This window comes from Pirellulales bacterium, from assembly GCA_035656635.1.
Lineage (GTDB): Bacteria > Planctomycetota > Planctomycetia > Pirellulales > JADZDJ01 > DATJYL01.
In genome coordinates this window covers 1-10,490 of sequence record DASRSD010000141.1, presented here as the reverse complement: position 1 = coordinate 10,490, position 10,490 = coordinate 1, and the positions used below count along the sequence as shown (strand labels likewise).

The following is a 10,490-nucleotide window of genomic DNA, read 5'->3' as shown; positions in this document are numbered from 1 at the left end:
CAGGCTTCGACAACTTGCCCGTGATGCGGCCAGCTACAGGATCCAGTGATAAACCCTCTGGAAGTCCTTCGGCGCTGAAAGAAACAGGCTCCTCGCCTGTGAATGGAATGGTAAATAAAAACGGGCTCTCCGGTCGCACCCCGAAGACGCGGGCGCCATTGATCCGGGGCTGCGCCGGCGGTGCGGGCGTAAGTATTTCGGCGGCACTTGACGCAGCAAGGTGCAGTAACTGGAACGCGAGAACGACAACTGCGAATCGCCGTGCGATTCGCTGGGCGAGTTTAACTTTCGCCAGCAGAAATTGTTTTCCACTCACAAATACCTCACCCTTGCAAATTTCAATGTAATGTCAAAAAAGAGTTAACAGCGGCGATTGCAACGGCATCGTCGGCAAATCGATGTCATTTGCGAACTTGGCCGCGATCGCGCAGTTTCTGAGGAATTTCATCGAGCGGAACCGCCACTATCCCGTACATGTTAATGCTGGAGATGGGGGTTTCCGTCGCGCCTAACTGCACCGAACCAGGAACCAAAATGTCGCGCTCCCACACGGAATCAACGTTGTCGATGCTCACGCCGGGACCTACGCCAGATTGATGCTCGGTGCGCAATTTACCGTTGACCACATAGGGTCCCTCGTCGACGCCAATTTTGTCCCCCGTATTGCGAAAGCTTTCTTGCAACCAAGCTGGCGCTGGAATGCGGTCGTCAAACAAAATAAACAAACGACAAGGACGGGCGACCGTAATGTTGATTTCAATGTCGTGCTTAACCTTATCGTTGTTGAACGTTTTGACATAATCACCACCCAGCAAATACGGCGGCAATCCGGCAACCGTAACGCCATTCCACTCGTGAGCCTCACGGTCGACAAACGCTTTGGCATCCTCTGCCATGCCGTTGTGAACAATCTCATAATAATTCCATGCAGCCGACGACTCACGTTGAATATTGTCCCGAACCGCAGTAATGATTGGAGGCCGAAGCGGTTCAGGAACCGGTTTATCGGAAAACTGCCCATTCGTGATGGATACAATGCGGCTGGCGGTTCCTGAGGCATCCAAGTGTACAGCCTCGCCGGTACGTAAGCGCTGCTGCCGGGCGGTCCCTTCTAAGGTTGTGGGATAATCCACATCGACGGCGCCTTTAAAGACAACCACATCGGTCGCGCCCAACTCGTTCACTTCAATGCCGAATTCGGTGCCCAAATCGATGACGGTTGCCTGAGGAGTAACTACCGAAAACCCTTTTGCCTTCGGCCCAATCTTGGCAGTAACTTTCCCCAATAACACGCGGGCGCGCATTTCGGAAACGACTTCGAAAATTGCCGGAGAGTGCAAAGTGACGATCGTTTCATTGTCGAATAGGAGTTTCATCATTCCGTTGGTGACCCGCACAGTATCACCACTGCGAACCATGTCGGTCGGCACTTTGCCACTGCGATCAAAATACCATTGGCAATCTGCAGTTTGCTCCGAAACGCGCGCCAAAACCGGGGCCCGGTCAGGCTCTAAGTGATTCGTCCCGGGATGATCCGTATCGTAGGGAACGGATTCGATGGGCTTCGATGCTTCCGGTTGTGCCTCAACCAAAGATGGGCGAACAGCAATTGCATGCGGTGTTTCGGCGGTCGGCCATCGGAGCCACGCCACAGTTCCACCGAGTGCTGCGACCAATAAAACCGCAGCCCAAGCAAGGCGTCCTAATCTGAACTGCTGCCACCCGCGCGATTCCAATATTTGCCGCCCCGAAGATTCGACTTTCCTGATCACAGTGCTATTTTTCTCTGCTGAAAACGGGACAAACGATTCGAAGTGTTCATTCCCCACGATTTCGGTTCTGATTCCGCCATGAACACCCATATAAGAGATAAACTCTAAACGTGCTTTCGAATCGGCGACCAGCAGCGACTGCAGGCGTTGGAGGTCAGTATCCGAAATGGCTTCATCGCACCAAGCGGAAATAAGCCGATGCAATTCGTCGTGATTGAGGCCGGAAGATTGGGGATCGTGATGGGTCACAGTTTCCACGCAGTAATTTAGGGGTGCGCTTCTTGTGCAATCGTGGTTTGGACGCACCGAAACAGCGTCTCACGAATTCGGGACAAACTACTGTACACGGTGCTGAGCGGCCGGCCAAGTTGTTCGGCAATTTGAGCTGTCTTGATGCCGGAAAGATACCGGGCGTCCAGAAGCCAACGATCTCGCGAATTCAGCTTCTGCATACAGCCGCGCAGTGCCGATCGTTCACGGTCCCACACTTCCGAGTGCTCCACATAGTCGATCGCCAGCGCGTTGATTAACTCCTCGTCAAATAGCAAGCGGTCAGCATCTGCCCGGCGACGATATTGAAGCACCTCCAATAAGGCAATGCCGCAGGCCCAGCGAAAAAAGTCCTTCTCGAAATCGAAATCTTGGCGCTTTCGCCAAAGGACCAAGCTCGTCTCCTGAAACACGTCCTCGGCGGCGGAGGTCTCTCGGACAAGCGTCAAGATAAAAGAACGAAGCCGCAACTGATTTCTGGTCATCAGCTCGACAATGCTGTCGTCAAGCGTCCGATCGCTCTCAGCAGCCACAGCAGTAGTCCCTTGCAGAAAGTACCTGTTTTCCCACCACTATACTATCAGCACCAATGCCAGAAACTTACGAAGAAAAGCGCCGGAATGCGAAAATCCCAAGTAGCAGAGGCCGGGGGGTATATCCGAATCGCCAAATCTAACACCAAGAAATGCCGACGGCTGGAAAAAGTTTTCCCCTGAAATCGCGAGCATTGCTCGAGGTGCACTCTAAACACCTGAATTGCTCGATCCTTCGGGAAAATCGACGTCTCCTGAGGCGATGGATTAAAAAAGGGGTTTTCAGCCCTATTTCAATATTTCCAGGCGGCGCGATTTTATTTCGTAAATTTTGATCGCGTCCAACGATTACTAAACGGGGAAACTCATCCTAAAGCGGCGGTAAGGGGGCGGAAGCTAAGTGCGAGTGCTACTGAGCGTTTCAAAATATAGACGGGGATTCCGTAGTTTAAATTCGGCTGGCTCCGTTGCTGCTGCCAGCTCTATCTGACGGATGTTATCAACGGCTTGGGGGGATGACGTGAAAGATCGGCTTCAAAGGGTGCGCTCGAAGAACCTATTCGGCGGCTCTTGCCCGACGCGTTTGACAGGCTCTCATTTTTCCGCGCTACATTATTTCGATCAAGCAATGGTCAACAACCTGAGAAGGAAGCTGGATATGTTTTGTGCTGCTTTTCGAAGAACTTCATGGTCAATCGGTCTCCTGGCTGGAATCGCTTTCGCAGCGCCGCATTTTGCCTACGCCGCGGTTTCGCTATTGGACCTCAACGGAACTGCTTCAGGCTTCGGCCCCACGAATACGACTACGGGCCTGACCGCTGATATGACGTCGACCACTACTTGGACGGCTGATACAACCGGCTTGACGGCGCCGGCAATCTTTAATGTCGCCAACGTGATGCAAATCGGCAACACGGCATCCGATTTCAGCGGCGACACCATTACGCTAAGTCTCAGCTTCAGTGGAAACTGGACAGGCAGTGCTGCCAATACGGGCATCAACATTGTCAGCAATAACGTCATCATCAATGCGAGCGTGCCCACCGGCGTTAATGCTCGCTTCAATCACGCTTTCGAATGGCAGGTTGCGGCCGGTTCTACGCTGAACGTTCTGCCCGGGGGCGCGAATTTCAATTTTAACAATGAGGCTACAGTTTTGGGTGGCGGCGGTATCATTAACTGGACCGCAGGGCTAGGGAACAATGAAACGACCGGCATCATCAACGTAAATATGCCCGGAGGCACGTTGAATCTCGGCCAAACTGCAACCACGACATTTGGCAATGGCGCGGCCGGTGGCTTCACGCTGACTGCCGGTACAGTTAATTTCACCAACGCAACTGCCATTGCAGATGTATTCGCAGATTTTCTCAGTGCGGCCAATCTCATTTCGTTCAATGGCGGCACGATCGATAACACCAGCGGTGCAGCGGGAACCTTCGTTACAAAAAACGGTTCGTATAGCATCGGCGGCGATTTTACTTTCACGGGAACGAACAGTCTAAACTTTGGTAATGCGGCTGTCGCTTTAGTCGGTACCCGGCAGATTACGGTGGGGGCCAACACGTTAACGATTGGCGGCGCCATCAGCGGTACGGGCAATGGTTTTACTAAAGCTGGCCCTGGGACATTGCTCCTAACTGCCAACACGGATAGTTATTCGGGATTGACAACCGTCAGCGGCGGAACATTAAAGCTTTCTGAAACGGCTAATTCCAGCAGTATTGCCAGTTCATCCGGCATTACGATCAATGGAGCCAGCAGCATTTTTGATGTCACTGGCATCACAAGTGGCTTCGCGCTGGCAAACTCCCAAACTCTGACGAACAACGGTGGCGTTGTTAACGGCAGCGTGACCGCTTCCGCCGGTCAAACCGTCGGGGGCAGCGGCGGCACGTTCAATAACAACGTGACGCTCAGTGGCGCCGGCGCCACTCTCAGACCGGGCGCCGTAGGATCGACGGGTACCATGTCGATCTTAGGCAATCTCACCATGGGCGCCGGTTCTTCTTGGGGAGTAAAGCTAAGTGGATCAACGGGTGATGTTGTTTCGGTCGGCGGAACGGCCAATTTCACAGGCGGCAATTCGGTACTTTCCATCGTGCCGCTGTCGGCGCTTACGGCTACTTCTTACCAGGTTCTCACAGCGACCGGCGGCATTACTGGCCTTACCGGCGGATCCTTGGGTACGGTTGGGCGCGCAACGTATTCGATCGATTCTGCGGCTTTAACAAGTAATATTCTTCAAATTGATGTTACCGGCGGCGCTGCTGCTTTAGCCTGGACCGGGGCCGATGGGACGTTGCCGCAGCAATGGGACGGAACGCAAACTGCCGCCAACTGGATTCGCACCGATGGCGGACTCAACGATCCCACGCATTTTTATTCTGGCGACAACGTAGTCTTCGACGACAGCCACAATACGCAGTCGTCGCCGACCACTATCAATATTGTTGGAAATGTTCAGCCGACGAGCATCACACTAACGAATGGGAGTGCAGCCAAGCCTAATACCAGTTACATCTTTTCCGGTTCCGGCTCGATTACCGCGGGCAATATCTTGATGAATAGCAGCAACGGAACTGGGTCGTTGACGATTAATACCACGAATTCGTATAGCGGCGGCACGACGGTGCAAAGCGGCACCATCAATGCCAGTGCGTCGGGTGCTTTGGGTGTTGGCAACGTGACCGTGAGCGGAGGATTCCTGAACGCCACCACTTCCGGCTCCATGGGAACCGGGCCGGTGCTGGTAAATGGCGGCACGCTGAATCTCGCTTCTGCCGGCGCGATGGGGAACGCCACGCTTACCATTAGCAGCGGCAATTTGAACTTCGCTGCTTCTGGTTCGGTTGGCAACGGCACGCTCACCTTTGCCGGCGGCACGATCGACGACACCAGCGGCGGCGCAATCATGTTCTCCAATAATAATCCTCAATCTTGGGCCGGCAGTTTTACCTACACGGGCAGCAATACGCCGGGCGACCAGACGCACGATATGAACATGGGAATCGGCACGGTCAGTTTGGATAGCGCTGCTGCCGGCATCAATATCGTAGGCTCGGCCAGCACGATGACTATTGCCGGTAATATTCAAAATGGGAGTGGCGGCAACGGCTTCACGCTATCCGGTGCGGGAACTCTCGTGCTTTCGGGCACTAATAACTATACAGGCAACACCACAATCAACGGCGGGACGCTTTTTGCGACTAACAATGCCTCAGTCGGATCGCTGGCTTCGGGATCCGTCAATATCAACGGTGGAACGTTCGACATCGGAGGGAACACGACAACCCTCAATGCGAACTTTGGCGCCAAACAATTCAACATCGCCGGGACGGGTGTTAACAACGAGGGAGCAATTTACGACAGTAACACCAGTACGACGGTTGTCCAACAGAATGCCTTCGAACGAATTGCTTTAACGGCCGATGCTTCTGTCGGAGGCACCAATACCGGCGGAGCGGCCAGCCGTTACGACATGCGCGGCGGCAGTCCGGTTCTCGAGTTGGCAGGACACGTGCTAACAAAGACAGGAGGGAACCAATTTACCCTCGTGGGGGTGACTGTGAATAGCACAGGCGGCACTCCCGGCTCGATTGTTGTTAGCGGAGGCGAGCTAGGCCTGGAAGCCAATAGTATCGTACAGCCCAGTGCCGTGTCATCAATCACGATGAGCGCGAACACGCGCTTAGAGTTTTTCGGCGATACGGCCACAACCAGCACCATCACGGCTCCAATCATTGTGGCGGGTGCAGGCGTAGACATCGGCGCAGGTAACACCGGAAACATTATTGGCAGCCCCGTTACCTTGCAAGCCGATGTGACCTTTGTACCGCTGGCAGCTAACCAGGCAAGTCCTAACTCCAACAACTCGCTCACCATGACGGGCAACATTACAGACAACAATGGTGGTTTTGGAGTCATTAAGCTTGGGGTTAATACGCTCACACTTTCGGGCGTAAATAGTTATGCGGGTGCAACTACTGCCGGCCAAGGAACGTTGGCTCTGGGTTCCAACACCGCTTTGCCTACCGGCACGAGCTTGATTTTTGGCAATGTTGCAAATGGCTCGACGGGCACCGTAGATATGGCAGGTTTTAATGCCACGGTGGGCGCTTTAACCGATGCAAATGGCGGCGGCGGCAACGTGCTAACGAATGGCAGCACCACATTGAATTCGACTCTAACCTTCGCGGGCGGTGTAACCCCCAGCAGCTTCGATGGCACCATCAATGATCTTTTAGGCAACAGCGCCGGAACGACAACCTTGGCCATCAATGTTACCAGTGGTTCGCTGTCTCTTAGCGGAAATAATAGCTACCTCGGTGGCAATACCGTCGGTGGAACCGGTACTTTGCAATTGGGAACCGGCCAGAATAATGCTTTGGGCGCCAACGGCAATAATCTCACCGTTAATACAGGCGGGACGGTGGATTTGAACGGCAATAACCCGACATTTGGCCTGCTCAGCGGCACCGCCGGCGTCATCACCAACACCAATTCTGGGAATGCATTGCTGACGGTCGGCGCTGCAGGCAATAGCACGTTCGGCGGTGCAATCAACAACGGAACTGCTGGAGGCGTTACGTCGCTCACAAAGCTGGGCGCCGGCACGCTCACGCTATCTGGCGCTAACACGTACTCGGGCGACACAAATATTCTCGCGGGAACTTTGGCAGTGAACGGCTCTCTGAATTTATCGGGCAATGTCATCCTGAATAGCGGCGCCAATAACGTTGCGCTGTCCGGCAGTGGCTCGGTCGGAAATGTAACGCTTCAGAGTAGCAATGACACCATTGTCCCGCATTCCACTGCTGGCACCACAGCTACATTGACGATCGCCTCGAATTTAACCGTCAATGGCGGAAACCTGCAATTCAACTTGAGCACGGGAAATGTCAACGACGAGATTGTTGTCAACGGGAGTGCAAATTTTACGAGCGCTTGGAATTTGGTTGTTACACCAACGGCAGGCGGTTTAGCGTTGCCGGCGGGTACTTATACTCTGCTGACTGCCAATATTTTGAATGCCGGCCAACCTGGCAGCGCCTCTGGAACCTTGCCGACATTAATTACGCCTGGCGCAAGGCAAACGGTGAATGTCAGTTACCCCGGTCCTGGCAATAACACAATTGTGGTCAATGTGGGAGCAGTCGCTTCGGCAACGTTGGTTTGGAACAACGCGGCCGGTGGTGGCGATGGGTCGACTTGGGATAACGTCACCAGCACCAATCCGGGCCAGTTGAATTGGAACAGTGGCTTGCCCGGCGGCAGCGGCGGCACTCACGGAGCCGACCGATTCTTCAATCTCGACAGCGTGATCTTCAACGACAATAACAATCACGGCTCGAATCCAAACGCGTACAACGTGCAGGTGGCTTTTGGCGCCATAGTGCAGCCGGCCGCCATCACCGTCAATACGACGAGCACTTATACCATCAGTGGAGCTGGCGCCATTGGCGGCACGGGCAGCCTTACCGTACAGGCCGGCACCCTGATCTTGTCGGATACGGGTCCAAACACTTACAGCGGCGGCACCTTTGTTCAAACGGGTACGCTGAAGCTGGGTGCGATGGGTGCGTTCCCAACCGGGACCGCTTTAACGCTGGGTGATGGCGGCAGCGGCAGCGGGACGTTCGACTTGGCCGGCAATAGCGCCACGGTTAGCAGCTTGGCAACTAGCGGCGCTGGCACAAGCAATACCATTACCAGCAGTGCTGCCGGTGGCACGCTCACTTACGCCGGCGCGGCCGGCCCGAACGTTTTCGGCGGTTCGCTGACCAATTCGAATCTGGCTCTGAGCGTATCCACTGGAACCTTAGTGCTGACCGGCGGCAACAGTTACGGTACCACTTCGGTCAGCAGCGGCGCGACATTGCAAGTAGGCAATGCCACCCCGACCGGCACGCTGGGCTCGGGCAATGCTACGATTGGCGGCACGCTCGTTTTCAATCGCAGCGATGCAACACCCAGTTTCGCCAATAATATTTTAGGCGTCGGCTCCGTTCAGCAAATTGGGTTAGATACCGCAGTCCTGAGCGGCACTTTGAGCTATGCCGGATCAACTACGATTGGCAGCGGCGCAACCTTGGAAGTTGCCGGCGCCCATACCGAATCACTCACGGGCGCCGTCAACGGACAAGGCAATTTGGCCGTGGGCGATGGGACAACGGGCACAGCCCTGACCTTGACGAATGCTTCCAACGGCTTGTCGGGCGGCGTGACAATCAACAGTCACAGTTCGCTGACGGTTCCATCGGGCGCTTCGCTGGCGAGTATTTCCGGCATAACTCTCAACGGTGGAACTCAAGTATTCGCCAATGCAACGTCGGCACCCAACTTCGGCGCCAACGCCATTACGGTGAATGCCGCCGGCGGCACGCTCCAATACAGCGGGGCGAACACCGCGGGGTTAACCAACAACATTTCGCTAGCCGGTGGCAGCACGCTGACCATCGATACGAACGACGCCACCACAGGGCACACCTACAATTACAGCGGCGCCTTGATCAGCGGCAGCACAGCAAACGTCATTATCACGAACTCGGCCAGTACTGCTCCCGCCGCACAAACCTATCAGCTCACCGGCAATAATAGCGGCTTCTCGGGCACGATTACGGTTTCGGCGCCTGGCGGCACCCGGTTACAAGCCAACAGTGTCAACTCATTAGGCACTGGTCCGGTGGTGATCGGCAACTTGTCGCAGTTATTCATTTCGACCGGTGCGCTCACCTTTACTAACTCGCTTTCGTTGACAGGCCCGGGTGCAAGTACGGATAGCACGCCCTTCGGAACGGTTCGCACCAGCAGCGGCGATGTGCTCAGTGGCGCCATCACCATGGCGGGCGATGGTTCCATTAGCGCGGGCACCAGTGCAACCAATACCACCATGCTGAGTGGTCAAATTACCGGGCCTGGTCAAATGAATTTTCTGGAAGGCGTAATTACGCTTAGCAATCCCATCGCCAACAACTATGGCAGCACCCACACCTCCACGGCCGGAGGAGCAGCCGGTGTCGCCACGGTTGTTGGCAGTCGAACGGGCACCAGTTCCGGCGCGGCCACGGTCATTTTGACGAACGTCAATTCGCTCAGCTCCGGAGGTTTGCAGCTTTCTGGGTCGACCGGCATTACAACCAATCCCATTTTGGAATTGAATAACAACAGCATCACTGTTGCCAATCTATCGTCCGGCGGTACTGCGGCTTCTGGCGCCACGACCGGCACCATCAGCGATGATGGCCCAGCCGTAAACGCCACCACCGGCACTGTCACCTTGACCTTTGGCGATACCAGCGGAAGCAGCGCCACGCCCATTGCTTATGCCGGCATTATGTCGGACGGCAGCAGCGGCGGGGCCTTGGGAATTATTAAAACCGGCAGCGGCGTGGAATCGTTAACCGGCCAGAGCACCTTCTCCGGCAACGTGGAAGTGCAGCAAGGCAAGCTGGTCGCCAACAGCACCATTCCGCCGAGCAATGGCGCCACCGGTCCGTTGGGCAACTCCAACGCGTTCCAGCCCAACACCACCACTCCGCGAACGATCACCGTCGATAGCAACGCCACGTTGGAACTCGATATTAACAACGTGTTCGGCGGCAACGGCAATTTGGCTTCGCACCTGCCGTCCATCTCGGTCGGCAGCGGCGGCACACTCAATGCAACGCGATATAACCAGATCGGAAATATCACGCTCAACGGCGGCACGCTTTCGCAAACCTCCACGGACACGGGTTTGTTTGGCGGATACCAATTCCTGGGCTCGGTGACCGTCGGCGGCGCTGCCCCATCGACCATTTCCTCCGGCAACACCGCGGCCAATCACTTGGGTACCAACACCAGCTTTAATGTGGCCGATGTCACCGGAAACTCGACTGTCGATTTGACTGTCTCCGCCGGCCTGCGTGACCAA

General features: G+C 55.2%; 4 protein-coding genes. 1 reads left to right on the top strand and 3 read right to left on the bottom strand.

The window, feature by feature from the left end; translation table 11 throughout:
• The 3 genes from VFE46_13370 to VFE46_13360 form a co-directional block, all read right to left on the bottom strand.
• On the bottom strand, positions 1-316 hold a 316-nt coding region (locus tag VFE46_13370; protein HZZ28985.1), incomplete at its 3' end, for a hypothetical protein.
• Between the two features lie 85 nt (positions 317-401).
• Positions 402-1,592 (bottom strand): FecR family protein, encoded by a 1,191-nt coding sequence (locus tag VFE46_13365; GenBank protein HZZ28984.1) that lies wholly within the window; start codon positions 1,590-1,592, stop codon positions 402-404.
• A gap of 446 nt (positions 1,593-2,038) precedes the next feature.
• Positions 2,039-2,575: a sigma-70 family RNA polymerase sigma factor gene (locus VFE46_13360; GenBank protein ID HZZ28983.1), complete on the bottom strand. Its 537-nt coding sequence runs from the start codon at positions 2,573-2,575 to the stop codon at positions 2,039-2,041.
• Between the two features lie 658 nt (positions 2,576-3,233).
• Between VFE46_13360 and VFE46_13355 the strand changes: the two genes are divergently transcribed.
• Positions 3,234-10,490, top strand: a 7,257-nt coding sequence (locus VFE46_13355) for an autotransporter-associated beta strand repeat-containing protein (GenBank protein ID HZZ28982.1), incomplete at its 3' end; no start/stop codon positions are given.